The organism is Variovorax paradoxus, assembly GCF_030811855.1.
Classification (GTDB): Bacteria; Pseudomonadota; Gammaproteobacteria; order Burkholderiales; family Burkholderiaceae_C; genus Variovorax; species Variovorax paradoxus_L.
On the sequence record NZ_JAUSRN010000006.1, the window covers coordinates 57,477 to 83,019 of the forward strand.

Annotated in this window: 23 protein-coding genes and 2 riboswitches; of the genes, 15 read left to right on the forward strand and 8 right to left on the reverse strand. The window is 66.5% G+C overall.

The features are described from left to right. The first annotated feature begins 3 nt into the window (after positions 1-3). From pcaB to J2X92_RS13420, 14 genes are all read left to right on the forward strand, one after another. Positions 4-1,215, forward strand: coding sequence for a 3-carboxy-cis,cis-muconate cycloisomerase (pcaB, locus tag J2X92_RS13355; protein WP_307576343.1), 1,212 nt, complete (start codon positions 4-6; stop codon positions 1,213-1,215). Then, on the forward strand, positions 1,212-1,640 hold the full coding sequence (locus J2X92_RS13360; RefSeq protein WP_307576345.1) for a carboxymuconolactone decarboxylase family protein: 429 nt from the start codon (positions 1,212-1,214) through the stop codon (positions 1,638-1,640). Before pcaB ends, J2X92_RS13360 begins: the two co-directional genes overlap by 4 nt. Next, positions 1,637-2,857, forward strand: coding sequence for a Bcr/CflA family efflux MFS transporter (locus tag J2X92_RS13365; RefSeq protein ID WP_307576346.1), 1,221 nt, complete (start codon positions 1,637-1,639; stop codon positions 2,855-2,857). Before J2X92_RS13360 ends, J2X92_RS13365 begins: the two co-directional genes overlap by 4 nt. After that, a complete protein-coding gene (locus J2X92_RS13370; RefSeq protein ID WP_307576348.1) occupies positions 2,854-3,618 on the forward strand; it encodes an alpha/beta fold hydrolase in 765 nt (254 codons plus the stop codon). Before J2X92_RS13365 ends, J2X92_RS13370 begins: the two co-directional genes overlap by 4 nt. Before the next feature lie 140 nt (positions 3,619-3,758). Beyond that, on the forward strand, positions 3,759-5,651 hold the full coding sequence (locus J2X92_RS13375) for a bifunctional sugar phosphate isomerase/epimerase/4-hydroxyphenylpyruvate dioxygenase family protein (protein ID WP_307576349.1): 1,893 nt from the start codon (positions 3,759-3,761) through the stop codon (positions 5,649-5,651). Positions 5,652-5,679: 28 nt separating this feature from the next. Further along, positions 5,680-7,089: an MFS transporter gene (locus J2X92_RS13380; protein ID WP_307576350.1), complete on the forward strand. Its 1,410-nt coding sequence runs from the start codon at positions 5,680-5,682 to the stop codon at positions 7,087-7,089. Between the two features lie 38 nt (positions 7,090-7,127). Continuing rightward, on the forward strand, positions 7,128-7,811 hold the full coding sequence (locus tag J2X92_RS13385; protein WP_307576351.1) for a DsbA family oxidoreductase: 684 nt from the start codon (positions 7,128-7,130) through the stop codon (positions 7,809-7,811). Positions 7,812-7,903: 92 nt separating this feature from the next. Next, a complete protein-coding gene (locus J2X92_RS13390; RefSeq protein WP_307576353.1) occupies positions 7,904-9,481 on the forward strand; it encodes a DUF1800 domain-containing protein in 1,578 nt (525 codons plus the stop codon). 144 nt (positions 9,482-9,625) lie between these two features. Next, positions 9,626-10,837, forward strand: coding sequence for a DUF1501 domain-containing protein (locus J2X92_RS13395; RefSeq protein WP_307576355.1), 1,212 nt, complete (start codon positions 9,626-9,628; stop codon positions 10,835-10,837). Between the two features lie 51 nt (positions 10,838-10,888). Beyond that, a complete protein-coding gene (locus J2X92_RS13400) occupies positions 10,889-11,659 on the forward strand; it encodes a tRNA-uridine aminocarboxypropyltransferase (protein WP_307576356.1) in 771 nt (256 codons plus the stop codon). Between the two features lie 53 nt (positions 11,660-11,712). Then, positions 11,713-12,765 (forward strand): NAD(P)H-dependent flavin oxidoreductase, encoded by a 1,053-nt coding sequence (locus J2X92_RS13405; protein WP_307576358.1) that lies wholly within the window; start codon positions 11,713-11,715, stop codon positions 12,763-12,765. Positions 12,766-12,772: 7 nt separating this feature from the next. Beyond that, positions 12,773-13,444 carry an alpha/beta hydrolase gene (locus tag J2X92_RS13410; protein WP_307576359.1) on the forward strand — a complete coding sequence of 224 codons (672 nt, stop codon included), beginning with the start codon at positions 12,773-12,775 and terminating at the stop codon, positions 13,442-13,444. A 127-nt stretch (positions 13,445-13,571) separates the two neighbouring features. Then, positions 13,572-14,525 carry a DUF3014 domain-containing protein gene (locus tag J2X92_RS13415; RefSeq protein WP_307576361.1) on the forward strand — a complete coding sequence of 318 codons (954 nt, stop codon included), beginning with the start codon at positions 13,572-13,574 and terminating at the stop codon, positions 14,523-14,525. Between the two features lie 117 nt (positions 14,526-14,642). Further along, on the forward strand, positions 14,643-14,891 hold the full coding sequence (locus tag J2X92_RS13420) for a hypothetical protein (RefSeq protein WP_307576363.1): 249 nt from the start codon (positions 14,643-14,645) through the stop codon (positions 14,889-14,891). 54 nt (positions 14,892-14,945) lie between these two features. Here J2X92_RS13420 and gcvP read toward each other — a convergent pair whose 3' ends face one another. The 8 genes from gcvP to denD form a co-directional block, all read right to left on the reverse strand. After that, positions 14,946-17,852 (reverse strand): aminomethyl-transferring glycine dehydrogenase, encoded by a 2,907-nt coding sequence (gene gcvP / locus J2X92_RS13425; protein WP_307576364.1) that lies wholly within the window; start codon positions 17,850-17,852, stop codon positions 14,946-14,948. A 49-nt stretch (positions 17,853-17,901) separates the two neighbouring features. Further along, positions 17,902-18,273, reverse strand: coding sequence for a glycine cleavage system protein GcvH (gene gcvH, locus J2X92_RS13430; protein WP_012748398.1), 372 nt, complete (start codon positions 18,271-18,273; stop codon positions 17,902-17,904). A 41-nt stretch (positions 18,274-18,314) separates the two neighbouring features. Further along, positions 18,315-19,490: a glycine cleavage system aminomethyltransferase GcvT gene (gene gcvT, locus J2X92_RS13435; RefSeq protein ID WP_307576368.1), complete on the reverse strand. Its 1,176-nt coding sequence runs from the start codon at positions 19,488-19,490 to the stop codon at positions 18,315-18,317. A gap of 45 nt (positions 19,491-19,535) precedes the next feature. Next, positions 19,536-19,651, reverse strand: a riboswitch (glycine riboswitch). Between the two features lie 12 nt (positions 19,652-19,663). Next, a riboswitch (glycine riboswitch) is annotated at positions 19,664-19,754 on the reverse strand. Positions 19,755-19,802: 48 nt separating this feature from the next. Then, on the reverse strand, positions 19,803-20,354 hold the full coding sequence (locus tag J2X92_RS13440; RefSeq protein WP_307576370.1) for a hypothetical protein: 552 nt from the start codon (positions 20,352-20,354) through the stop codon (positions 19,803-19,805). Positions 20,355-20,499: 145 nt separating this feature from the next. Next, positions 20,500-21,777, reverse strand: coding sequence for a TRAP transporter large permease (locus J2X92_RS13445; RefSeq protein ID WP_307576371.1), 1,278 nt, complete (start codon positions 21,775-21,777; stop codon positions 20,500-20,502). An 85-nt stretch (positions 21,778-21,862) separates the two neighbouring features. After that, a complete protein-coding gene (locus J2X92_RS13450; RefSeq protein WP_307576372.1) occupies positions 21,863-22,357 on the reverse strand; it encodes a TRAP transporter small permease in 495 nt (164 codons plus the stop codon). Positions 22,358-22,440: 83 nt separating this feature from the next. Further along, positions 22,441-23,412 carry a TRAP transporter substrate-binding protein gene (locus tag J2X92_RS13455; protein WP_307576373.1) on the reverse strand — a complete coding sequence of 324 codons (972 nt, stop codon included), beginning with the start codon at positions 23,410-23,412 and terminating at the stop codon, positions 22,441-22,443. A 71-nt stretch (positions 23,413-23,483) separates the two neighbouring features. Continuing rightward, positions 23,484-24,500, reverse strand: a complete 1,017-nt coding sequence (denD, locus tag J2X92_RS13460) for a D-erythronate dehydrogenase (protein WP_307576374.1) — start codon at positions 24,498-24,500, stop codon at positions 23,484-23,486. A gap of 98 nt (positions 24,501-24,598) precedes the next feature. Here denD and J2X92_RS13465 point away from each other — a divergent pair, with 98 nt between their 5' ends. Further along, a complete protein-coding gene (locus J2X92_RS13465) occupies positions 24,599-25,504 on the forward strand; it encodes a LysR family transcriptional regulator (RefSeq protein WP_307576375.1) in 906 nt (301 codons plus the stop codon). The last annotated feature ends 39 nt before the right edge of the window (positions 25,505-25,543 follow it).

The window sequence follows — 25,543 nt, forward strand, 5'->3', positions numbered from 1 at the left end:
ACCATGAGTATTTTCGAAGGCTTTCTTTCCACATCCGAGACGCTCTCCGCCTTCAGCGACCACAACTTCGTCGATGCGATGCTGCGCTTCGAGGCGGCATTGACCCGCGCGCAGGCCGCACTCGGGCTGGTGCCGGAAGCGGCCGCGCATTCGATCGTCGGCAGCTGCAAGGTCGAACTGTTCGACGTGGCGAAGATCGTGCGCGACAGCGGCCGCGCCGGCAGCGTCGCAATTCCGCTGGTCAAGGCCTTGAAGGAGGCCGTGGGCCTGTTCAATCCCGCCGCCGTGCCCTTCGTGCATTTCGGCAGCACCAGCCAGGACGTGATCGATACCGCAATGGCGCTGGTCACGCGCGAAGGCATTGCGCTGATCGAAGCCGATCTCGACCGCGCGATCGAAGCGCTGTTGCAGCACGCCACGCAGCATGCGACCACGCCGATTCTTGCGCGCACGCTGATGCAGCCCGCCTCGGTCACGAGCTTTGGCCTCAAGTGCGCCGGCTGGGCGGCGCCCCTGGTGCGCAGCCGCACGCGGCTGCAAGCGGCCGCGCGTCATGCGTTGAACGTGCAGCTTGGTGGTGCCGTCGGCACGCTCGCCCAGATGAAGGAGCAGGGCCCGGCGGTCGTGCAGCGCGTGGCGGACGAACTCGGCCTTGGCAACGCCGGTGCCACCTGGCACACGCAGCGCGACGAATGGATTGCGCTCGGCTGCGAGCTGGGGCTGCTCACGGGCAGCCTCGGCAAGATCGCGCGCGACATCTCGCTCATGGGCCAGTACGAGGTCGGCGAAGCGGCCGAACCCACCGAGCCGGGCCGCGGAGGTTCTTCGGCGATGCCGCATAAGCGCAACCCCGTGGCCGCGATGGTGGCGCTGGCCGCGGCCCAGCGTGCGCCGCAGCGCGTGGCCGCGCTGCTGGCCGCCATGCCGCAGGAGCACGAGCGCGCCCTTGGCGGCTGGCAGGCCGAGCTGGCCGAATGGCCGCAACTGCTCATGTCGGCGCACGGCAGCGCGCGCGCGCTGGCCGGTGCGCTGCCGGGCCTGCAGATCGACGCGGCGCGCATGCGTGCCAACATCGACACCCTGCGCGCCGAGCTGCCGCGCGAAGCCGCCGACGAATGGTTCGACCCCGCGCTGGCCGGGCCCGCTGGCGAAACGGCGCTGCGGCAAGTGGCGGCCTTGCGCGCCCAACTGACTGCGAAAGACACATCCCGATGACCGACCAGGCAAGCACTCCCCCCACGAACGACTACGAAGCCGGGCTCGTCAACCGCCGCCGCGTGCTGGGCGATGCCTGGGTCGACAAGTCGCTGGCCAACCGCAACGAGTTCAACGCAGAGTTCCAGGAGCTCATCACGCGCCATGCGTGGAACGACATCTGGGGCCGCCCGGCGCTGGGCGACAAGACGCGCCGCTACATGGTGCTGTCGATGATGCTGGGCATCCACGCCTATGAAGAATTCGCGATGCACGTGCGCGCGGCGCTTGACGGGCCCCCCGAGTCGCGCCTGACGCCCGAGGACATCAAGGAAGTCATCATGATGGCGGCCATCTATTGCGGCGTGCCGGTGGCCAACCACGCCTTCGGCATCGCAACCGGCATCCTGCGCGAAAAGGGCTTGCTGGCCGCGCCTGCGCAGTGACGCGGCCCGCGCTTGGCGAGCGCCGCCGGTTCGAGGTCGGCTTCGGCCTGCTGTTGCCGCTGCTGCTGGCGGCACAGCCCGTGGCCACTGACAGCTATCTGCCCGCGTTGCCGGCCATCGCCAAAGAACTGGGCTCGGCCAGCACCAGCCTCACGCTGTTCGTGCTGGCCTTCGGCTTTGCGCAACTGCTCTGCGGCCCGCTGGCCGATCGCTTCGGCCGCCGGCCGGTGTTGCTGGCGGGGCTCGGCTGCTATGTGGCCGCCGCGCTCGGCGGTGCGTTCGCCGGCAGCGTGCCGGTGCTTGCGGGCTGGCGGACGCTGCAGGGCTTTTCAATGGCGGCCATCCTGGTTTGCGCGCGCGCCGCGGTGCGCGACCTCTACCCCGCGCACGAAGGCCCGCACGTCATGGCGCGCGGGCTCACCGGGCTGGGCGTGGTGGGCCTGCTGGCGCCATTGCTGGGTGCATGGCTGGTGCAGGGCGCCGGCTGGCGCTGGGTGATGGCGTCGATGGCGCTCTATGCACTGGTGCTCCTTGCGCTCTGCTGGCGTTCATTCGGTGAGACGCGGCGGCCGCTGGCGGGCGACGTTTCCGCACCGCGCGGCAGTGCCCGCGCCGTGTTCGCGAGCCGCAGCTTTCGCGTTTGGGCGTCGTTGGCCGCAACAACCTACGGCGGCCTGTTCTGCTTCTTGTTGCTCTCGCCGATGGTCTACATCGGCTATCTGGGCTGGTCGCCCGCGATGTACGGATGGATTCCGGCAGGCGGCTCGCTGGTCTACATCTTCAGCACCACGCTCTGCCGACGCCTGCTTCGCAAACACGGGCCCGTGCACACCGTTCAGCTCGGCGCCACGCTGAGCATTGCGGGCGCCGCGATCCAGGCGCTGGGCTGCTGGCTCGCGCCGCACAGCGCCTTGCCGCTGCTCGCCGGCCACGCGGTCTATTGCCTGGGCCATGGCATCCACCAGCCCTGCGGACAGGCTGGCGCAGTGGGCGACCTGCCGCACCTGGCGGGCCGGGCGGTGTCCTGGTCAGGCTTCGGCATGATGATGGTGGCATTCTGTGTGGGCCAACTTGCGGCACAGTTCGTCGACACCGGTTTTTCGAACGGCGCCTGGCCGATGGTCGTGCCGATGCTGCTCGCGGGTTGCGTGCTGCTGGCCATCGCATTCCTGTGGCTGCCGCGTCTTCAACATCCGATCAAGAAGGAATCACCATGACCCGTTTGAATGTCGTCCGCGAAGGCAGCGGCCCCTTCGTCGTGCTGAGCCACGCGCTCGGCTGCGACCTGCACATGTGGGACGGCGTGGCCGAGCAGCTTGCGCGCGCCCACACCGTGATCCGCTACGACCACCGCAACCATGGCGGCTCGGAAGTGGTGCCCGGCACGCTGCGCGTGGAGACGCTGGCGCAAGACGTGGCCGAGCTCATCCAGCGCGAGGCGGGCGGGGAGCCGGTGCACTTCGTCGGCCTGTCGATGGGCGGCATGACCGCGCAGGCGCTGGCGGTGCGGCATCCCGCACTGCTGCGCAGCGTGGTGATCGCAAATTCGTCGGCCCACTATCCCGACCAGTCGCCGTGGCGTGCCCGCGTCGAAACGGTGGCGGCCAAGGGCGTGGCCGCCATTGCGCCGGGCGCGGTGTCGCGCTGGCTCACGCACGGTTTCGTCACCACGGGGGAGGGCAAGGCCGCGGCCCAGGCGCTGAACGACGTGCTGGTGCGCACCGATCCGCAGGGCTACATCGAGAGCTGCAACGCCGTGGCCGCCATCGATTTTCGCGAGAGCAACCACCGCATCGCCGTGCCGACGCTGGTGATTGCCGGCCTGCAGGACGAAGCAACGCCGCCCGCAATGTCCGAATCCATGGTGGCCGCCATCCCCCGTGCGCGCCTGGCCACCATCGACGCGGCGCACTTGAGCGCGGTGGAGCGGCCGGTCGAGTTTGCGCAGCTGCTGATCGATTACTGGCGCAGCCTCTGAAAAAAGCCGTTTGCCGCCTGGGCGAGTGGCCTAGGTGTAACCCCTGTTTCGTGCGAACAATGAACGCAGTCGTTCGATTATCGAACGCGACCTGAGTGCCAAGCGTTGTGGCGGGTGGCGGGTGTTTCTACAGTCACCCCATGCATCGTTCCATTGCCACCGTCTCTCTCAGCGGCACGCTTCGCCAGAAGCTCGAGGCCGTTTCGGCCGCGGGGTTCGACGGCATCGAACTGTTCGAGGCCGACTTCGTCAACTTCAAGGGCAGCGCCGACGAGCTGGGCCGCATCACCGCGGACCTGGGCCTCTCGATCGACCTGTACCAGCCGTTCCGCGACTTCGAGGGCATGCCCGAGGCGCAGTTCCGGCGCAGCCTGGAACGCGCGGAGCGCAAGTTCGACCTGATGGAGGCGATGGGCGCGCCGTTGATGCTGTGCTGCTCCAACACCTCGCTGCTGGCCGTCGATGACCCGGCCCTGGCCGCGGCTCAGCTGCATGAACTCGCGGAGCGCGCCGCCCGCCGCAATCTTCGCGTGGGCTTCGAGGCCCTGGCCTGGGGCCGCTTCACCTCGCTCTATGGCGAGGCCTGGAATATCGTGCGCGAGGCCGATCATCCGAACCTCGGCCTGATTCTCGACAGCTTTCACACACTGTCGCTGAAGGACGATCCCACCGGCATCGCGGCCATTCCGGGCGACAAGATCTTCTTCCTGCAGATGGCTGACGCGCCGCTGCTTTCGATGGACGTGCTGCAGTGGGCCCGCCACCACCGATCGTTTCCGGGGCAGGGCGACTTCGACGTGATCGGTTTCTTCGAGCAGGTGCTGCGCGCGGGCTACACCGGGCCGCTCTCGCTGGAGATCTTCAACGACGTGTTCCGCGAAACGCCCAACCGCCGCACCGCGGTGGACGCGATGCGCTCGCTGCTGTACCTCGAAAGCGAGGCGAAGCGGCGGCTGGCGCCAGCCGCCGATGAGCCTGCGTACGCGCAGCGCGTCGAGCTGTTCAGCCCGCCCGCCGTGCCGGCGCTTTCGGGCCTCTCGTTCATCGAGTTCGCGGCGGACGAGACATCGGCCCTCGTGCTCGGCACGCTGTTCGGGCAGCTGGGCTTCCGCCGTGTCGGCCGGCACCGCTCCAAGGCTGTGGTGCTGTACCGCCAGGGCGAGATCAACCTGATCGTCAATGCGCAGCCGGATTCGTTCGCGCGCAGCCGCTTCGAAGCGCATGGCACCTCCGTCTGCGCGCTGGGCGTGCGCTGCGCCGATCCGCAGGCGGCCGTCGACCGCGCAACGGCCATGCGTTCGCAGCGCCACGACAGCCCGGTCGGACCTGACGAATTGCGCGTGCCTGCCATCGTGGCGCCGGGCGGCAACCTCATCCATTTCGTTGCCGAGTCGCTGGGCACCAATGGCCTGTACGAAGCCGATTTCATCCTCGAGGAAGATGCATCGGCCGCCTCCGCAGATGCGGGCCTGATGCAGATCGACCACGTGGCGCTGGGCCTGGCGGTGGACCAGCTCGACACCTGGGTGCTGTTCACGCGCGCCGTGCTGGGGCTGGAGCCGGGCGAGAGCTTGGAGCTGGCCGACCCCTTCGGGCTCATCCGCAGCCGGGGCGTGGCCAATGCCGATCGCAGCGTGCGGCTGGTGCTGAACGTGTCGCTGAGCCAGCGCACCCGCACCGCGCGCACGCTGAGCGTGACCGGCGGCGGCGCGGTGCACCACATCGCAATGCGATGCGATGACATCTTCGAGAGCGTGGCGCGGCTGCGCGCCGCCGGCACGCGCTTCGTGCCCATTTCGGACAACTACTACGACGACCTGGCCACGCGCATCGACCTGGATCCGGCGCTGCTCGCACGGCTGCGCGAGGCGGGTGTGCTGTTCGACCGTTCGTCGGCAGGTGACTACCTGCACATCTACACCGAGAACATCGAAGGCGGACTCTTCTTCGAACTGGCACAGCGCACCGCGGGCTACGACGCCTACGGCGCGCTCAACGCACCCGCGCGCATGGCATCGCAGGCGCAGGCATAGATTTTTTCGTCAACCCTGGAGACAAACCATGGCAAATCCCACGGCCCACGAGCCGAAAGGCAAGCACCAGTCCAAGAAGGCCACCGCAAGCGGCTGGATCGGCTCGGCGCTTGAGTACTACGACTTCTTCATCTACGCCACCGCCGCGGCGCTGATCTTTCCGCAAATCTTCTTTCCGAAGGGCGATCCGCAGATTGCGATCATCGCGTCGCTCGCGACGTACGGCGTGGGCTACGTCGCACGGCCGATCGGCGCGCTGCTGCTGGGCCACTGGGGTGACACGCACGGCCGCAAGACGGTGCTGATCGTCTGCATGTTCCTGATGGGTTTTTCCACCATCGCCGTCGGCCTGCTGCCGACGTACGACCAGGTCGGCCTGTGGGCGCCCGCGCTGCTGGTGGTGCTGCGGCTCATCCAGGGCTTTGCTGTGGCCGGCGAAATTTCGGGCGCGAGTTCGATGATCCTGGAGCATGCGCCGTTCGGGCGCCGCGGCTTCTTCGCGAGCTTCACGCTGCAGGGCGTGCAGGCGGGCCAGATCATGGCGGCCGCCGTGTTCCTGCCGCTCGCGCACTACATGGACAAGGACGCCTTCAACTCCTGGGGCTGGCGCATTCCGTTTTTGCTGAGCTTCATCGTCATCGTGGCGGGCTACATCATCCGCAAGGAAGTGGACGAGACTCCAGCCTTCACGGAGGTCGACCAGAGCGGCAAGGTGCCGAAGGCGCCGGTGATCCAGGCCGTGACCGAGAGCTGGCGGGACATGGTGCGCGTGCTGCTGTGTTCCCTGATGAACGTGATTCCGGTGGTCGCGACCATCTTTGGCGCCGCCTACGCAGTGCAGCCAGGCTACGGCATCAACTTCGAGAAAGACATCTACCTCTGGATTCCGGTGATGGGCAACATCCTGGCCGTGATCGTGATCCCGTTCGTCGGCAACCTGTCGGACAAGGTCGGCCGCCGCCTGCCGATCGTCGTCGGCGCCATCGGGTCGGGCCTGCTGTCGTTCGGGTATCTGCACGCCATCAGCATCCACAACGTGCCGTTGGCCATCGTGATGTCGCTCCTGATGTGGGGCGTGGTCTACCAGGGCTACAACGCAGTGTTCCCGAGCTTCTATCCGGAGATGTTCCCCACGCGCACCCGCGTCTCGGGCATGGCGATCTCGCAGAACATCGGCACCGCAATCACTGCGCTGCTGCCGGCGCTGTTCGTGGCGGTCGCGCCCCCCGGCGCTGCCAACATCCCGCTGACCGTCGGTGCCATTACGCTGGCGATCTGTGCCATTGCCGCGATCTCGGCCTTGACCGCACGTGAAACCTATCGCGTGCACATGAACGACCTGGGCAAGCCCGATGCGGTTCCGGTCGACAAGCCCGAATACGACCGCATGCGCGAGCAGACGCTGGTGGACGCCCGCATGTCCAAGGCAGTCGCCTGAAGACCTTGCGCGCACCAAGGGCGTCGGCGCCATGAAGAATGGCGCCCATGACTTCCCATCTCAAGATCGATTTCGTTTCCGACGTCTCTTGCCCCTGGTGCGCCGTCGGCCTTGCGTCGCTTGAAGCGGCGCTCCAGCGGGTGGCGCCCGGCGTCACCGCGGAGCTGCATTTCCAGCCTTTCGAACTGAACCCGCAGATGCCGCCCGAAGGGCAGGACACCTTCGAGCACCTGAACCAGAAGTACGGCTCCACGCGTGAACAGCAGGCGCAATCGCGCGAGATGATCCGCCAGCGCGGGGCCGAGGTCGGCTTCGAGTTCAGCCCCGAAGGGCGTCCGCGTGTCTACAACACCTTTGACGCGCACCGCTTGCTGCACTGGGCCGAACTCGAAAGCCCGGCCAAGCAGGCAGCGCTCAAGAAATTGCTGCTGAAGGCCTACTTCACCGACAGGCAGAACCCCTCGGACCCCGAGGTGCTGGTCCGCGCGGCCACCGAGGCCGGGCTGGACGCGGCACGGGCCCGCGAGATCCTGGCCGGCGACGAGTTTGCCCGCGAAACCCGCGAGCGCGAACGCATGTACACGGACGCGGGCATTCACTCGGTGCCTGCAATCATCATCAACGACCATCACTTGATCTCCGGCGGCCAGCCGGTCGAGGTGTTCGAGCGGGCGCTGCGGCAGATTGCCGGTGCAGAGCCCAGCAGGGTGGTTGCGGCCTGAAACCAGGCTGAGCGCCAGCTTTACCTGACCGCAGCCGCGTGCCGGTCAACCGCGTCACCACGGCGCGGGTTGATCGGTTCATGATGCGATCCATGCAGCTTTCCGGACGTCTTTGGGTGTTGTCGGTTGCCATGGCAGGGATGCTGCTGGCAGGCTGCACCATCGGCACGCTGCGGTCCGGGCCGGAGCCGCTCACGGCGCTGAACCGCGTCGCCGAAGACCCCGCAACCCAGTTGCGCTGGCTCGACCGCGTGACCTGGGGTGCCAGCGCCAGCAGCCAGGCCGAGCTGGCGCGCACCGGCCTCGCGGCATGGATGGGCCGCCAGCTCAGCCCGCGGATGCAGCCGCTGCCACCGGCCGCGCAAGCCCAAGTTGATGCCATGACCATTTCGCGCACGCCCTTGCCCGAGCTGGCGCGTGCGCTCGAGGCACAGCGCAAGGCGGCCGAAGCGCTCACCGACGACGAGCAGAAGAAGGCCGCGCGCCAGGCCTACCAGCAGGAGCTGAACCGCCTCGCCCGCGAGGCGCAGCAACGCTTCGTGCTGCGCGCGCTCTATTCGCCCGACCAGCTGCAAGAGCAGATGACGTGGTTCTGGATGAACCACTTCAACGTCAACATCCGCAAGGATGCGATCCGCGCCCTGGTGGGTGATTACGAAGAAAGTGCCATTCGCCCGCATGCGCTCGGCCGCTTCCGCGACTTGCTCGGTGCCACGCTGCGCCACCCCGCGATGCTGCGCTACCTGGACAACGCCCAGAACTCGGCCAACCGCATCAACGAGAACTACGCGCGCGAACTGATGGAACTGCACACCATGGGCGTGGGCAGCGGCTACTCGCAGGCGGACGTGCAGGAGCTGGCGCGTGTGCTCACCGGCGTGGGCATGAGCCTGCAGCCGGCCGACGCGCCGCCGCCGAAGATGCGCCCCGAGGTGCAGGCCGACCATGTGCGCCAGGGGCTGTTCGAGTTCAATCCGAACCGCCACGACTACGGCGCCAAAACCTTGCTCGGCCAGCCGATCAAGGCGCGCGGCCTGCCCGAGGCCGACGAGGCGCTCGATCGGCTGGCGAGTTCGCCGGCCACCGCACGCTTCATCTCGCGCAAGCTCGCGATGTACTTCGTGGCCGACGACCCGCCTTTTTCGCTGGTCGACCGGATGGTCGCAACCTTCAGCCGCAGCGACGGCAACATCGCGGCCGTGCTGCGAACCATGTTCGAGTCTGCCGAATTCGCCGCCTCGCTCGGCCGAAAGTTTCGCGACCCTGTGCACTACGTGATGGCCGGCGTGCGGCTGGCGTATGACGACCGCGTGGTGCAGAACGTCGATCCGCTGCTCGGCTGGATCAACCGCATGGGCGAGCCGCTCTACGGCCACGAGACGCCAGACGGCTATTCGCTCGGCGAAGCCGCATGGGCCAGTGCGGGACAAATGAACACCCGCTTCGAGATCGCCCGCGCCATCGGCAGCAATGGCGCTGTGCTGTTCCGCGCCGCTGACAACAAGGCGCCGCTGGAGCGTCCGGCCTATCCGCCGCTCGCTGAATCACCGGCGGTGCGCATCATGCAGGCTGGCCTGGCGGCGGAGACTCGCACCGCGCTGGCGCAGGCGAAGACGCCGCAGGAATGGAACACCTATCTGCTGGCGTCGCCGGAGCTCATGCGGCGCTGAAGGATTTTCTCCCTCCCCTTCGGGGGAGGGCAGACATGGGGGCAAGCGGCGTTCGATGAAGCGCCAGGCGAAACCAGCGCCGCTTGCCCCCATCCCCACCTTCCCCCCGGAGGGGAAGGAGCAAGGCACGAGAAGGACACAGTCATGCAACGTCGAGAACTCCTGAAGATCATGGCCGCTGCACCGCTCGCAGGCTCGGCCGGTCAGCTGATGGCGGCGCCCGCGGCCGAAGGCGCCAAGCTGCTGGTGGTGTTCTTGCGCGGTGCCTACGACTGCGCCAGCCTGCTGGTGCCAACGTCGAGCGACTTCTACTACACCTCGCGGCCCAACATCGCGATCGCGCGGCCCGGCGAGGCCAACGGCGCGCTGCCGCTCGATGGCCAATGGGGTCTGCACCCGGCGCTCGCGCGGAGCGTGCTGCCGCTGTATCAGCAAAAGCAGGCCGCCTTCATCGCCTTTGCCGGCACCGACGACCTCACGCGAAGCCATTTCGAAACGCAGGATTCCATCGAGCTCGGCCAGGAGCTCGGCAAGCGGCGCGACTACAGCTCGGGCTTTCTCAACCGGCTTGCAGCCGTGCTCGGAGCCGGGCCGCTGGCCAGCGTGTCGCCCATGTCTTTCACCAACCAACTGCCGATCGTGATGCGTGGCCAGGCCAAGGCGGCCAATATGGCCCTGTCGGGCAACGCACGCCCGTCGATCGACACGCGGCAGAGCGAGGTGATTGCCGCGATGTACCGAAACACCACGCTCGCGCAGCCCGTGGCCGAAGGTTTTCAGGTGCAAGGCGAGGTGCTGCGCGCCATGCAGGCCGAGATGGACGCCGCCAGCCGCAGCGCCATGACGCCCAAGGGCTTCGAACTCGTTGCGCGCCGCATGGCGCGGCTCATGCGGGATCGCTTCGACATCGGCTTTGTCGACGTGGGCGGCTGGGACACGCATGTGGGGCAGGGCGCGGCCGCAGGCTACCTCGCCAACCGCTTCGAGGAACTGGGCCGCGGCGTGGCCGGCTTCGCTGAAGAGATGGGCGAGGGGGCCTGGCGCAACACCGTGGTGGTGGTCATCAGCGAGTTCGGCCGCACCTTCCGCGAGAACGGCAACCGTGGCACCGATCACGGGCATGGCAGCGTCTATTGGGTGCTCGGCGGCGGACTCTCGGCAGAGGCCGGCGGGCGCATCGTGGGCGAGCGGCAGGAAGTGACGCAGGCCACGCTGTTCCAGAACCGCGACTATCCGGTGCTCAACGAATACCGCGCGGTGTTTGGCGGGCTGTTCAAGCGGATGTACGGCCTCTCGCCGGCACAGCTCGCGCGGGTGTTCGACGGTGTGGCGCCGAAAGATCTGCAGCTGGTTTAGCTGCTCGGAGCATCCGGCACGCCGGCCCTCGGGACCGTCGAGAATCGGCGCATGCCTCACGCCGTCTCCCTTCTTCGCGCCGCGCGCCTGGCGCGAAGCGCCAAACCCTTTCTTGCCCGCGGTGGCTTCAAGCGCGAGCGCTGCGCGGGCTGCCGCCTGGTGCCCAGCCACTGCATGTGCACTGTGCGCCCTTCGGTGACAACGCGCGCGGGGGTGTGTCTGCTGATGGCCGACATCGAGCCGCTCAAGCCCACCAACACCGGGTGGCTGGTCGCCGACGTGGTGGCCGATACCTTCGCCTTCGGCTGGGCCCGCACCGAAACCGATCCCGCACTGCTGGCGCTGTTGAACGATCCGCAGTGGCAGCCATACGTGGTGTTCCCGGGGCAATATGCGGCGCCCGAGCGCGTAGTCCTGACCGTTCCCGCGCCCGAACCGAACGGCAGTGGCACCGCGAAACGCCCACTCTTCATCCTGTTCGACGCGACATGGGCCGAGGCACGCAAGATGTTTCGCAGAAGCCCCTACCTCGACCGGCTGCCGGTGTTGAGCCTGCAGCCGGAGCGGATCACGCAATACGAGCTGCGCAACTCCGGCCGCGACGACCACTTCTGCACCAGCGAGGTGGCCGCGATGTGCATGAGCCTGGCAGGCGAGCATGTTGCTGAACAGACGTTGTATGCCTATCTGGTGGTGTTCACGCACCACTATCTGCGCGCGAAGAACCAGCAGCCCGTGGCGTGGGGTGATGCTGCGCATCAGCGGCTGCGCGAAGTGTCCGCACCGCGGTGCGCCTCGGCCATGACCCCGCCGCCGATATGACCCCCGGCTTGGCGAGACAATGGTCGGCATCGACACATCAAGAGACCTTTCGCATGACGACGCTTAGGCAAATTCTCGGCACCGAACTCCCCCTCATCCAGGCCCCGATGGCCGGCATTCAGGGCAGCGCGATGGCCATCGCGGTCAGCAATGCAGGCGGGCTCGGCTCGCTGCCATGCGCCATGCTGAGCCCCGATGCCATGCGCAGCGAATTGGCGGCCATTCGCGCCGGAACCCACAAGCCCTACAACGTCAATTTCTTCTGCCACACGTCGCCGGAGCCGAGTGCGGAACGAGAGGCGAAGTGGCGTGCTGCCCTGGCACCGTACTACGCCGAATTCGGCATCGATGCGGCCGGCATTCCCACCGGCCCGGGCCGCAATCCCTTCAGCGCCGAGGTAGCCAACCTGCTGGCCGAGTTCAAGCCGCCAGTGGTGAGCTTTCATTTCGGGCTGCCATCCGAGGCGCTGCTCGCGCAGGTGCGCAGCTGGGGTTCGAAGGTTCTCGCGTCGGCCACCACGGTGGAAGAAGCCGTATGGCTTGAAGCGCACGGTGCCGATGCGGTCATTGCACAGGGCCTGGAAGCGGGCGGTCACCGAGGCCATTTTCTTTCGCACGACCTGACGAAGCAGCTCGGCACTTTTGCGCTGTTGCCGCAAGTGGTGCGCGCCGTGAAGCTGCCGGTGATCGCAGCGGGCGGCATCGCGGATGCGAATGGCGTTGCCGCGGCGATGGCGTTGGGGGCTGCGGGCGTGCAGATTGGCACCGCTTACATGCTGACGCCGGAAGCCACGACGTCCGCGATCCACCGCGCGGCGCTCAAGAGCGATGCCGCGCGCCACACCGCGCTCACCAATCTGTTCACGGGCCGGCCGGCGCGCGGCATCGTGAACCGTGTGATGCGCGAGCTGGGTCCGATCGGTTCTGCGGCGCCTGAATTTCCACTCGCCACTTCGGCCATCGCCCCGCTGCGCGCCAAGGCCGAGGCAGTGGGCAGTGGCGATTTTTCTCCGTTGTGGTCGGGCCAGAACGCGACGGGATGCCGCGAAGTGTCTTCGGCCGAGGTGACCCAGGCGCTCGCGCAGGGCTTTCAAGCATCCCTGTGAATCACCCATGACCCAACTCCACCTGCCATTCAAATTCCAGGCGCACGGCGCCCAGGCCGATGTCCGAGAGCCGTGGCTGCTGGTGCTCATGCATGGCGTGGGCAGCAACGAACAGGACCTGTTCGGCCTCGCTCGGCTCATGCCGCCGCAGTTTCACGTATTGAGCCTGCGTGCGCCGTATGTGCTTTCGCCCGATGCCTATGCGTGGTTCGAATTCCAGGTGCTGGCCGATGGCGAGCGGCGCATCAATGAAGAGCAGGAGCGCGAAAGCCGCTTCCTGGTCGGCGAGATGATCGTCTTGGCGGCGCAGCAGCTGGGTGTGCCGCCGGAGCGCGTGGTGGTCGGCGGCTTCAGCCAGGGCGGCATCATGGCACTGTCGCTGTTGCTCACCCAGCCCGCCAAGGTGCGCGCCGCAATGGTGTGGCACAGCCGGCTGCTGCCGCAGGTGGTGCCGCACATCGCACCGGCCGAAGCCTTCGAAGGCAAGGCGCTATGGGTGAGCCATGGCAGCGCGGACAACGTGATTCCGCCGAGCGCTGCGCAAGCCACCCGCGAGCTGGCGCGCGGCCTGCCGCTGGCGCTCTCCGGCGGAGATTTTCCGGGCGGGCACGAGATCCGGCCGGTGGAGCTGCAGGGCGCGATGGCCTGGCTGCATTCGCTTACAGCGGGCGCGCCGTAGGGGCTGAACTTTTCTCGTAGTTGGCGCGTCACAGGGCGTTACGAGGACGTGGCCGTGGTGCGGGCACTGTTGATGCACCATAGCTGCTCGCCTCCCATTGCAATCCTCCCAAAAGGAAACTGCCTCCATGTCCGACAGAGACACGCCCGAAATCCGCGAAGTGCCCGAGCTGCGCGATGCACCCACGTACAACAGGCCGCGCCGCGAGTCGTCGACCGGAACCCTCATCGTCATCGTGCTGCTGGCGATTGCCGCCGCATTCCTTGGCTGGCGCTGGTACCAGCAGCAACAACGACTGCACGTGGAGCCGGTACCACCCGTGGCCACCACCGCGCCCAACGACGGGCCTGCGCCAGCACCGGTGCCGCCGCCAGTGCCCGAATCGCTGGAGCCGCAGAACCCGATCGATGCGATCGCGCTGCCCGCTTCGGGGTTGCCCACGGTCGCGGATTCGGATACGCGCGTGATGAAGGCGCTGGTCGACCTGATGGGCAGCAAGAACGTAGCCGACTTCCTGCAGTTCGAAGGCATCGTGCGCCGCACCGTTGCCACCGTCGACAACATGCCGCGGGAGCAGTCGCCCGCGAGCACATGGCCCGTGCAGCCCACCCGGCAGCGCTTCACCACCGCAGGCAAGGGCGAGGCGCAGACCATCGCGCCCGCCAATGCCGCGCGCTACACGCCTATCGTGCAGCTGGCCGAATCGATCAATCCGGCCAAGGCGGCCAAGACCTACGCGCAGCTGTATCCGCTGTTTCAGAAATCTTATGAAGAGCTCGGCTTTCCGGGGCGCTACTTCAATGACCGGCTCATTGCCGTGATCGACCATCTGCTGCAGGCGCCCGAGCCGAGCGGCCCGGTGCAGGTTCGCCTCGTCGAGGTGAAGGGCAAGGTGTCGCCGCAGCGGCCGTGGGTGCGCTACGAGTACGCCGATCCGCAGCTCGAAGCGCTCTCGTCCGGCCAGAAGATCATGGTGCGCATGGGGCTGGAGAACGAGCGAAGGATGAAGGCCAGCTTGCGCGGCTTCCGCGAGCAGATCGCCACCGGCGAGATGCTGAAGAAGAGGCAGCAGCAGCGCTGATCCACCCCCTCCTGTGCCTGCGCCTTGTAGGCGCGGGCCGATTGCGTGCGGCGCGGATGGCGTGGATGATCTGCCGACCCGACAGAGCGATCCCCCAAAGACATCGAGGACACCCGTATGAACCTGATGAGCGTCGATCTCTACCAGAGTGCCACTGACCCAACCAAATTCCTGGCGCTTCCAACGGGCACCGATCCCACCGAGCTCATGGGGCCGATGACCTTCGACCAGGACTACGCGCAAGTCGTCAAATACCGGGAGGCCTTCGAGTTCGACCCGTCGGAAAATTACGCCGGAGCCAATGCCGCCAAGATCGCAGCGGACATCCTGACCACCAAGTGGTCGATGTATCGCCGCGAAACCTAAGCGACAAACGGTGCGTAGCAGGGCGGCGCGCAGCGGCCCGTTCTCAGAGGCGCTTCAGGCCTCTTCGGTTTCCGTGTAGTCGCCCACGGGCACGCAGCTGCAGAACAGGTTGCGGTCGCCATACACGTTGTCGACACGGCCGATCGGCGGCCAGTACTTGGCTTGCTTGAGTTCAGCCAGCGGGAAGGCACCCAGCTCGCGTGAATAGGGATGAGCCCATTCCGTTCCGAGCAGGCTGGCCGCCGTGTGCGGCGCATGCTTCAGCGGGTTGTCGTCTTTCGGCCAGACGCCTTCTTCCACGCGGCGGATTTCGCCGCGAATGGCAATCATCGCGTCGATGAATCGATCGAGCTCGGCCAGCGGCTCGCTCTCGGTCGGCTCGACCATCAGCGTGCCGGGCACCGGGAAGCTCAGCGTGGGCGCATGAAAGCCGTAGTCGATCAGGCGCTTGGCCACGTCTTCGGCGGTGACGCCGCTCGTGTCCTTGAGTGGGCGCAGGTCGAGGATGCACTCGTGCGCGACGTGGCCGTTGGGGCTCGCGTACAGCGTGGGGTAGTGGTCCTTGAGGCGGGCGCTGATGTAGTTGGCACTCAGGATCGCGATTTCGGTCGCCGCCTGCAGGCCCTTGGCGCCCATCATGCGGCAGTACATCCAGCTGATCGGCAGCACGGCCGCATTGCCCAGCGGTGCGGCCGAGACAGCGCCAACGCCGTTCGATGCAATGCCGCCCGTCGCATGGCCAGGCAGGTAGGGCACGAGGTCTTCGACCACGCACACCGGGCCCACGCCCGGGCCGCCGCCGCCGTGCGGAATGCAGAAGGTCTTGTGCAGGTTCAGGTGGCTCACGTCGCCACCGAACTCGCCCGGCGCGGCCACGCCGACCAGCGCGTTCATGTTGGCGCCATCGACGTACACGCGCCCGCCATGCTCATGCACCAGTTCGCAGAGTTCCTTCACGCGGGTTTCGAACACGCCATGCGTGCTCGGGTAGGTGATCATCACGGCCGCGAGCTTGTCGCTGTGCTTCTCACAGGCGAACTTCAGGTCGTCCATGTCGACGTTGCCCTGCGCGTCGCAGGCCGTCACCACGACCTGCAGTCCCACCATCTGCGCGCTGGCCGGGTTGGTGCCGTGCGCCGACGATGGAATGAGGCAGATGTTGCGATGGCCCTGGCCATTGGCTTCGTGGAAGGACTTGATGGCCAGCAGGCCCGCGTATTCGCCCTGCGAACCCGCGTTGGGCTGCAGGCTGATGCCCGCATAGCCCGTGGCTTCGCAGAGCCAGGCGCGCAGCTGCGCATCGAGCTGCGCGTAGCCCACCAGCTGCTCGGCCGGCGCAAAGGGATGGATATTCGCGAACTCGGGCCAGGTGATCGGAATCATCTCGCTGGTCGCGTTGAGCTTCATCGTGCAGCTGCCGAGCGGAATCATGCTGCGGTCGAGCGCCAGGTCCTTATCCGACAAGCTGCGGATGTAGCGCAGCATGGCCGTCTCGCTCTTGTGCGTGTTGAACACCGGATGCGTGAGAAACGCGCTGGTGCGGCGCAGGTCTTCGGGCAGGCGCGGCGCGGTGTTGGCCAGGTCGTCGAAGCGTGGCATTGGCGTACCGGTGGGGACGAACAGCGCCCACAGCGTCTCGATGTCGGCGCGTGTAGTGGTTTCGTCGAGCGAAATGCCCAGGTGCTGCTGCAGCCGCTGGCGCAGGTTGACACCCGCGGCCTGCGCGCGCTCGATGATTTTCGGCGTGTCTTCGCCGGTGCGGATGGTCAGCGAATCGAAGGCCGTGCCGTTGATCGGCTCGCGGCCCATTTGCGCAAGGCCTTGCGCCAGGATGGCCGTGAGTGCAGCCACGCGCTGCGCGATGCGCGTGAGGCCATCGGGGCCGTGGTACACGGCGTACATGCTGGCCACGACGGCCGGCAGCACTTGCGCGGTACAGATGTTGGAGGTGGCCTTCTCGCGGCGGATGTGCTGTTCGCGCGTCTGCAGCGCAAGGCGGTAGGCGGGCTGGCCGTGGGTGTCGACGCTCACGCCGACCAGGCGGCCTGGCAGCGAACGCTTGAACTCGTCGCGGCAGGCCAGGTAGGCCGCGTGCGGACCGCCGTTGCACAGCGGCATGCCGAAGCGCTGCGTGGTGCCGCAGACGATGTCGGCGTCCCATTCGCCGGGTGGGGCGAGCAGCGTCAGCGCCAGCAGGTCGGCGGCCACGCAGAAGGCAGCGTCGCATTGGTGCGCATGGCCCGCTAGCGGGCGCAAGTCGTGCACGTGGCCGGTGGTGGCGGGGTACTGCGCGAGCACGCCGAAGAATTCGCAGCTCGTCATCAGGTGCGGCAGCGTCTCGGAGACGGTGCTGACCTTGACCTCGATGCCCAGGGGCGCGGCGCGCGTCTTGATGACTTCGATGGTCTGCGGATGGCAGTCGCCCGACACCAGGAACACGTTGCTCTTGCTTTTCACGCTGCGCTTGGCAAGCGTCATGGCCTCGGCCGCGGCCGTGGCTTCGTCGAGCATCGATGCGTTCGCGATGGCCATGCCCGTGAGGTCGCACACCATGGTCTGGAAGTTGAGCAGGGCTTCCATGCGGCCCTGCGAAATCTCGGCCTGGTAGGGCGTGTAGGCCGTGTACCAGGCGGGGTTCTCGAGCACGTTGCGCAAGATCACGCCCGGCGTGTGCGTGCCGTAGTAGCCCTGGCCGATGAAGCTCTTGAACACCTTGTTCTTGGCCGCGATGGCCTTCAGCTCGGCCAGCGCATCGGCCTCGGTGATGGCGGCCGGCAGCCGCATCGGCTTGGCGCGGCGAATGGCCGCAGGCACGATGCCGTCGATGAGTTCCGCGCGCGTTTCCGAACCGATCACCGGCAGCATGCGCGCCTCGTCCGCCGCATCGATGCCGATGTGGCGGGCGAGGAATTCTTCGGCGTTCTCCAGTTGTTGCAAGGAGGGAAAGGCGGAAATCGGCATGGCGGTGAAGGATCGGGAATGAGGAAGGGCAGCTTGCGAACTCGGTGGATCAGGACTCGGCAGCGAACTTGTCGTAGCTGGCGGCGTCCAGCAATGCATCGAGCTGCGCGGGTTCGCTGAGCTTGACCTTGAAGAACCAGCCGGCGGCCAGCGGGTCGGTGTTGGCGAGCGAAGGATCGGCGCGCAGGGCTTCGTTCACTTCGGTGATTTCGCCGGACACGGGCATGAACACATCGGCCGCGGCCTTGACCGATTCGACGACACCTGCCACTTCGCCCTGGGCAAAGGTCTTGCCCACCTCAGGCAGGTCGACGAACACCACGTCGCCCAGCGCGTCCTGCGCATGCACGGTGATGCCGACAGTCGCTGCACTGCCTTCGGCCGAGACCCACTCGTGGTCCTTGGTGTACTTGATGCTCATGAAAAAACTCCTCGTGGAAAAAATTGATGATGGCGCAGGGGCTAGCCGCGGTAGTAGCGGGTGGGCACGAAGGGCAGGGTCGAGACTTCCATCGGAACCGGCTTGCCGCGCACGATGGCCTGCACGCGCGTACCGGCTTCTGAAAATGCGGTGGCCACGTAGCCCATGGCGATCGGTCGGTCGGCCGTGGGGCCGAGCAGGCCGCTCGTGACAAAGCCGATGTCGTGGCCTTCGAACGACTGCAGCACCGTGCCGTCGCGCACCGGAATGCGCTCCAGTGCCACGAGGCCCACGCGCCGGCGCTTCAGCGTGTCGTGGTCGGTGCGGCCCGCAGCGCCGGCCGTGGCGGCCGCGAGCTGGGCCAAAACCTTGGCCGCACCCGGAAATCCGCCTTCGCGCGCGCCGCCGGTGCGGCGCACCTTCTGGATGGCCCAGTTGAGCGAGGCCTCGACGGGCGTGGTGGTGGTGTCGATGTCGTTGCCGTAGAGGCAGAGCCCGGCTTCCAGGCGCAGCGAATTGCGCGCGCCCAGGCCGACGGGCTTGACCTCAGGCTGGGCCAGCAGCAGGCGGGCGAGCGCGTCGGCATCCTTGCCGGCCACCGAGATCTCGAAGCCGTCTTCGCCGGTGTAGCCGCTGCGGGTGGCAAAGGCGGGGATGCCGCCGATCTGCACCGCGCCGCCGGTCATGAAGACGAAGCGCTCGATGCCGGGTGACAGCCGAGCCAGCACCGTGGCCGCCTGCGGCCCCTGCAGCGCGAGCAGCGCGTGGTCGGGCATGGGCTGCACATCGCAGCGCGCGCCGATCTTCTGCTGGATGTGGGCCAGGTCGGCCACCTTGCAGGCGCCGTTGACGATCACGAAGATCGACCCGTGCCCTTCGTTGAAGAACATCAGGTCGTCGAGGATGCCGCCTTCGTCATTCAGCAGCAGGCCGTAGCGCTGCTTGCCGGGCGCGAGGTCGATCACGTCGACGGGCATCAGGGTTTCGAAGGCGGCCGCGGCGTCTGGGCCCACCAGGCGCAGCTGGCCCATGTGCGAAATGTCGAACAACCCGGCGGCATCGCGCGTGTGCTTGTGCTCGGCCATGAGGCCGGCGGGGTACTGCACCGGCATCGAATAGCCGGCAAACGGCACCATGCGGGCGCCCAGCTCCACGTGCAGGTCGTGCAGGGGCGTCTTGAGCAATTGGGCGTCGGATGATGAAGCGGAAGCGGCCACGGGGCACTCCAAAGGGGCAGTCGAATTCCATGGCGCAAGCCATGGGCCACCCCTGCTGTCCGCTTTACCTGAGAGATTCGCCCCACGATCGGGGTTTGCTCCTTCGGTGGGCTGCCGCATCGCGTTGATGCGGGCGACAGCCTCTCTCCAGCAAGGAAACGCCGGCATCCGCCAGCGCCTTGTCAGTCCTTTTGCCTGAGCGTTCGGGAAACCCCTGCGCCTTCGGCGGCCTCGCATGGCGAAGCTCTCTCCTGACCCTGGCGAGTGTAGTGGATCGCGGCGCCCCGGTCCCCCGCGACGAGCGTTGCGGGCTCAGTGGACGGTTTCGGAGGCGAGCGGAAGTAACCTCTCGATACGCTCGCGCAGCGATTCGGCCCGTTCGGCGCCGGCGGTTTTCTCGACCTCGGTGAGCATCAGCGCGGCAATCGTCAGCATGGCGTCGCGGTCGCGGGCTTCGCGCAGTGCGTCGCGCATCTGCATCGCAAACCTGGGGTCGCGCCGCACGAACATGCGTTCGCAAATGTCGAACAGGAACATGCGCGTGGTGGCCAGGGAGCGCTTGCCGTCGAAATGGTCGGCGGCGGTCGCGGCCTGGGCCGGTTCGGCCGCGCGGTCCATGGCCGCCGCCTGGGCGGTTGGCACGGGAGTGGGCGCGGGGGTGGCTTGGGGATAGTGCAGGTAGCCGCGGCTCATCAAGGCCTGCAATGCCTGCTCGGCTTCGCTGCGGTTTGCGAACAGCGGGCTGAAATCGGTCAGCGAGCGCCGGCCGTCGGCCATCAGCAGCAACGCGCGTTCGCGCTGGCTGAGCGTGCGTTGGCCGCTTTGGAGTTCGTCGCGTGCCTTGTCGGTCTTGGTGGGAAACATGGCGCAACAGCTTTTCGGAAAATCGAGAGCTGCAGCATCGTTGCAAGAGGTGACATTTTCGTGAAACCTTTGCATTACAGACCGGTAAACAAAAAAGCGGGCAGCCTGGTGAAGGCTGCCCGCTGTCTTGTCGATACCGCGCCGTCTACTTGGCGTAAACCAGGTCGCGCAGTGCCAGCGATATCCACGGCACGTAGGTGATCACCATCAGGCAGGCCAGGATCACTAGCACGAACGGCACCAGGTACGTCACGATCCGGTCGAGCGAAATGCGCGCCACCGTGCAGGCCGCGAACAGGTTCACGCCGAAGGGCGGAGTGATCATGCCGAGCGCGAGGTTCACCACCATGATGAGCCCGAAGTGCACCGGGTCGATGCCGAAGTGCACGGCCACCGGTGCGAGGATGGGCGCGAGCACGATGATGGCCGCGCTGGTTTCGATGAACATGCCGATGATGAACAGCGCCGCGTTCACGCCCAAAAGGAACATCGCGGGCGATTTCAGCACTTCTTGCAGCCAGTGGCCGATGGCGTCGGGCACACCCGCACGCGTGATCAGGAACGCGAAGAGGCCCGCGTTGGCGATGATGAACATGATCACCGCCGACGACAGCACCGACTTGCGAAGGATCAGGTACAGATCTTTCGGCTTGATCTCGCGGTAGATCACCACGCCCACCACCAACGCATAGAACACCGCCACCGCCGAGGCTTCGGTCGGCGTGAAGATGCCGCCGTAGATGCCGCCCAAAATGATGACCGGCATGAGCAGTGCCCAGCCCGCCTGCCACGCCGCTTTGCCGAAAGGCATGCGGCCCTCGCCGTCGTTCTTGCCCCAGCCCCGCCACTTGCAGTAGACCCAGACGAACAGCATCAGCGCCAGGCTGATGAGAATGCCGGGGCCGAAGCCCGCAATGAAGAGCTCGCCGATCGAAACCTCGGCGCTCACGCCGTACAGGATCATCGGGATCGAGGGCGGGATGATCACGCCCAGCTCGGCGCTCGTGGCCTGCAGCGCTGCCGCGTATGCGGTGGGATAGCCGTGCTTGATGAGCGCCGGAATCAGAATGGCGCCAATGGCAAAGGTGGTTGCCACCGACGAGCCCGACACCGCCGCAAAGATCATGCAGGTAAGCACGCAGGTCATGGGCAGGCCGCCCTGCACGCCGCCCACGATGCTCTTGGCAAACTCGACCAGGCGGCGAGAGATGCCGCCGGTTTCCATCAGGTTGCCGGCCAGGATGAAAAACGGAATCGCCGCCAGCGGAAACTTGTTGATCGAGTTGAACATCTCCTTCACGGAAATGAGCATGTTGACGTTGGCCACCTGGATACCCAGGATCGACGCGAGTCCGATGGACACGGCCACCGAAACCGACAGTGCAAAACACAGCACCATCGTTGCAACCATGACTGGTGTCATGATGTAGCCCCCACGTTCGGCACTTCGTGTCCTCGCTGCCCCCCAAGGGGGCCGTTCGCTTGCTTGGGGCGGCCCGGCGCGGCGCTCATTGCGCGGTCTCCAGTTCGAGCCGCTTCGGATCGAGAAAATTACCAACGATGCCGAACAGGCAGAAGACAGCGCCGACCGGCAGCGCCAGGTAAGACCACATCATCGACAGGCTTTCGAGTCCGGCCATCGACTGCACGCGGCCGCGCATCGCATAGTCCCAACCCCACCACAGAATGACCAGCATCAGTGCCAGCGCTGCAATGCTGACCACGGCGTCGAGCACGCGCTTGATGCTGGGCGGGCTCCAACGGTAGAGCACGTCAACGCTCACCATCGCGCCCTGTCTGAAGGCCATCGGAATGCCGAGGAACACCATCCAGATCAGGCTCATGCGGATCAGGATCTCGCTCCACTCAGCGGGTTGTTCGAGCACGAACCGCGTGACGATCTGGAACACGCCCAGACCGGAGGCAATGACCAGCATCACGCAGGCGGCGATCATCGAGAAGCCGGTGGTCCAGCGCTCGATGCCGAGAAATTTTTCTTTCATCTGCACCTGTCTTCAAAACAAAAAAAGCCCGCCGGACCAATCCGGGCGGGCGGGAGCGTGCCGTCAAAGGGACGGCAGCCGGTTCACTTGTACTCGCGGATCTTGTCGAGGTTGGCTTTGCCGAAGTCCTTTTCGAACTGCGCGTTCACCGGTGCCAGCGCAGCCACGAACTTCGACTTATCAACGTTGTCGATCACGGTCATGCCCTTGGCGCGCAGGTCGGCGACGCCCTTGGCATCGTCTTCATCCACGCGGGCGCGGTTGGCCTTGGTGCCTTCTTTTGCGGCCTCGAGGAAGGCCTGCTTGTCGGCGGCGCTGAGCTTGTCGAACGACGCCTTGTTCATCAGGAAGATGCAGGGCGAGTAGACGTGGCCGGTGAGCGACAGGTGCTTTTGCACCTGGTCGAACTTGGCTGCGATGATGACGGAGAGCGGATTTTCCTGGCCGTCGACCGTGCCTTGCTGCAATGCGGTGAACACTTCGGGGAAGGCCATCGGCGTGGTGACGATGCCGAAGCTCTTGTAGGCCGCGATATGCACCGGGTTTTCCATGGTGCGCATCTTCAGGCCCTTGAGGTCTTCGGGGCCCTTCACGTCGCGCTTGCTGTTGGTCATGTGGCGGAAGCCGTTTTCCGCCCAGGCCAGCGCCTTGAATCCCTTGGCGTCGAACTTGGTCAACAGGTCCTGGCCGATGGGGCCGTCGAGCACGGCACGTGCGTGTGCCTTGTCGCGGAACAGGAACGGCACGTCGAGGATCTTCGTCTCCGGCACGAAGTTGGGCACCGGTCCGGTGGAAGAGAGCGCCAGCTCCTGGGTGCCGAGCTGCACGGCCTCGATCGACTCGCGCTCGCCGCCCAGCGCGCCGTTGTAGAAGGTCTGGACCTTGTAGCGGCCGCCGGTGCGCTTCTCGACTTCCTTGGCAAAGACGTCGATCGCGACGCCCTGGTGCGAGTTCTGCGCGGTCGAAATGCTGATCTTCATGGTGGTCTGCGCAAAAGCGGCGCAGGCCATGCCCATGCCCAGAACCAGGCCAGCGGCCAGTCGGGTCAATTTCATTGTGTTGTCTCCAGAGAAAAGAAGGCGCGAAGCAAAAGCCAAAAAAGGCACCCCCGCGGATAGCCGCTTGACTATGCCGTAACCGGAAGCTTCACGGCGTCGGGATTTTCACGGACGTATTCGCGAATAACCGTCTCGAAATCGGCATCTGCCGAAAGCCCCAGGCGTTTGGCGCGCGCGGTTTCGATGCGCCCGGGCCAGGTTTTCACGATGCGCTGAATGGCGGGATCGGGCGTGCGGTCGAGCAGGTCGGTGGCGGCCTTGCCGGCCACGCGCTCGAGCGCGGCGGCCATTTCGCCAACCGTGGTCGAAAGCGAAGGCAGATTGAGCGCCGTGCGCGGGCCCCATTCGGCGTCGCTGGCCTCTGCGGCGCGGAGAATGCTTTCGACAGTGCGAGCCGGCGATGCAATGGCCACGGGCGTTTCGTCGGGCACCGGGCAGGCGGCGCGAATGCCCGCGAGAGGCTCGCGGATCATTCCGCTGAAAAAGCCCGATGCCGCGCCGTTGGGCTTGCCGGGACGCACGCTCACCGTCATCAGCCGCACGCTGCGGCCGCGGATGAAGCCTTTGCGCGTGTAGTCGGCAACCAGTTGCTCGCCGATGAATTTCTGGATGCCATAGCTCGTCTGCGGCGTCGGCAGCGTGTGGTCTTCGATCACCGGCGGCAACGGCTGTTCGGGCGAATGGCCGAACACTGCGAGCGAGCTGGCAAACACCACCAGCGGCCGCGTGCCCACGGCGCGCGCCTTTTCGAGCAGCGCCTGCGTGGCGGCAAAGTTGCTACGCATGCCCAGGTCGAAGTCGGCCTCGCATTCGCCGCTCACCGCTGCGGCCAGATGAAAGATGGCGTCGGCTTCGCGCCAGAGCGCCGCATCGGGCGCTGCCAGTTGTTCGTTCAGGTCGCCGAGTGCGCTGGCAACGCGTGCGTCGGCCGCAAGATCTGACGGCGGCAGGGCGCGGTCGACCAGCGTGATGCGCGAAATGGCCCGGGGCGGTGCACCCGCGAGCGAAAGCTGTCCCTGCTTCAGCAGCGTTCGGGCAAGGCGTGCGCCCACAAAGCCGGCGCCGCCAGTGATGACGATCTGCATGTGTCTTGTCTCCTTCTGCAACGAGGATAGCGCAGCACAACCCGGCTCAGGCGACACTCGCGGCTCGCGAAATCAAGGAACCGGACGACCGGAAAACGATGAACCTGCGATTCGTTGAAGCCTTTCACTGGGCCGTGGCGCTCAAGAGCGTCACCCGTGCGGCCGAGAAGCTGCACATCACGCAGTCGGCGCTCTCCAGCCGCATTGCCGCGCTCGAGCGTGAGTTGGGCGTGCTGCTGCTCGACCGGCGCGACAAGCAGTTCCGCCTCACGGTGGCGGGGCAGCGCTTTCATGCCTTTGCGCAGAAGCTGCTCGAAATGCAGATGCACATCAAGGCCGAGATGGGTTCGGGCGCGGTGCGTGAGGCCGTGCTGCGCGTGGGCGCCATCGAATCGGTGGTGCACAGCTGGCTCACCGGCTGGCTCAAGCACATGCAGGCGACGCACCCGGACTTCGAGCTGGAGCTCACCGTCGAAACCACGCCAGTGCTGGTCGACCAACTCCAGCGAGGCAAGCAGGACCTGGTGTTTGCCGCGCTGCCTGCCGCCGGCGACGGGGTGCGCACGCGGGCCGTGCCGCCGATGCCCATGTGTTTCGTCGGCCACCGCGAGCTGCACCTTAAGCGGCGCTACCGCCTGCCGGACCTGCTCTCGCTCGACCTGCTGACCTTTCAGCGCGGCTCGCAGCCGCACGTGGCGCTGCTCGAGCTGTTCCGCGAAGCCGGCAGCCCGCCGCCGCGCGTGCATGCGATCTCGTCGATTTCGGCGATGGCGCAGCTGGTGGAGGCGGGCTTCGGCGTGGCCACGCTGCCGCGCGCGGTGGTCGAGCCGCTGGCGCGGCGCCTGCCGCTGCGCGTGCTGCCCTGCGACGACACGCTGGAGCCCTTGCCCATCTACGCGAGCTACCGCGACGACCCGTCGTCCCCGCTGCCGGAGGCCGCGCTGAGCTCCGCCGTGGTGCATGCGTCGCACCGCCCGGGTTCATCGAAAAAATCGATGAGTTGAGAAAGAAACTTTGCGTTGGCGTTTGTGAGCGCGGATTCC